General features: G+C 48.4%; 2 protein-coding genes. Both read right to left on the bottom strand.

Annotated features, from left to right (window positions below):
* Positions 1-757: tyrosine recombinase XerC (locus A3712_RS23735; RefSeq protein WP_063525254.1), on the bottom strand; the 757-nt coding region annotated here is incomplete at its 3' end.
* The coding region (locus A3712_RS23730; RefSeq protein ID WP_063525253.1) for a DUF484 family protein at positions 726-1,294 on the bottom strand (569 nt) is incomplete at its 5' end. The genes A3712_RS23730 and A3712_RS23735, both read right to left, overlap by 32 nt.

Raw genomic sequence — 1,294 nt, 5'->3', positions numbered from 1 at the left:
GCAACTTATGTGGGCTAATATGGCTCGCCACAGATTGCTTCTTGCCCCATTCTTCCATGCGCCTTTGAACACTTCGGTGAGAGATACGCGTGCCCAACTTAGAGACGAACAAGGCATCCTCTCCCGGAGAAGCCAATTCACCACGGACTCTCAGCCACTTATCAACCCACTCTTTGGCTAAACCAGAGAATGGCGCCTTACGTTCTTTGTCACCTTTACCAATCACTCGGATTTCTCCTTGGCGGCTCAGCACGTCTTTAAGATTGATACCGACCAGCTCAGCAAGACGTAAACCAGCACCGTACATCACCTCCATCATCGCTCGGTCGCGAATCGACAGCGGGTCGTCTTCATTCACGTCAAGTAACTGACCGACCTCATCTACATCGAGGTTTTTTGGTAACGGGCGCTGCTTACGAGGCGCAGAAACCCCTTTTGCAGGGTTCGCGGTTATTTCGCCCCGTAAGACAAGAAAATCAAAGAAGCTACGCAGTGACGATAAGCGAGTCGCAATGCTGCTTGCCTTCATCCCGTCACGCATGCCTTTACTGGCAAGTTGTCTTACCCAAGCCGCATCAACTTGACGCCAATCCTTTAGCCCAAGTGTGACTAGGTGTTCGGCCATGGTTTCAAGTTGTTGTTTGTAGTTTCGTTGGGTGTGTAGGCTGAGTCCCTTCTCACTTCTGAGATATTCATAGAAGCGAGAAAGAGGCTTTTGAAGACTATTAGGAAGAGGTGTGTTGGGCTCTAGGCTCATTATTTATCTGCCAAGGTAAGGTGTCCGCCAAATAAGACACGACAAGTGCTAAGTGGCGTAAAAAGAGCGTGTCCATATGAGGTTGGAAATGTCCGCCATCTTCACTAGAAAAGGCGAGCAAGCCCAATGGAGACGGCTTAGCAAGCGGTAGTACTACATAAGAGCCTAGCTCTGGAACCGGAAAATCACCAAACAAATCTTGTCTGTCTGCTTTTCTCAAACGCCCGAGGTAGGCATCTTTGCCATTAAAGTGGTTAAGCGAAAACTTCGAGTAACCCTCTTCGCTGAGTTGATAAAAACCCGTTTGCGAAAGGATTCGCAAATGAGCCTTCAACCCAAGGTCGAGTGCCTTTTGCTCAACCGCTTTAATTACCTGCATGAAGTCACTGCATTTCAGCACTTGCGCTTGCAGATCCATAAATTCGTAGAAAGTTTTATCATTATTCGCCGCCAGAGACATCAATCCAGTGATCTCTTCTTCTAGCTCTTCGATTCTCTGGCGTTGACGTTTAAGCTGAATCTCGACCAGAGAGACGG

Origin of the sequence: Vibrio sp. HI00D65 (genome assembly GCF_001635455.1) — a bacterium.
Taxonomy (GTDB): Bacteria; Pseudomonadota; Gammaproteobacteria; order Enterobacterales; family Vibrionaceae; genus Vibrio.
The sequence above is the reverse complement of the archived record's forward strand: the minus strand, read 5'-3'. Positions and strand labels throughout refer to the sequence as shown.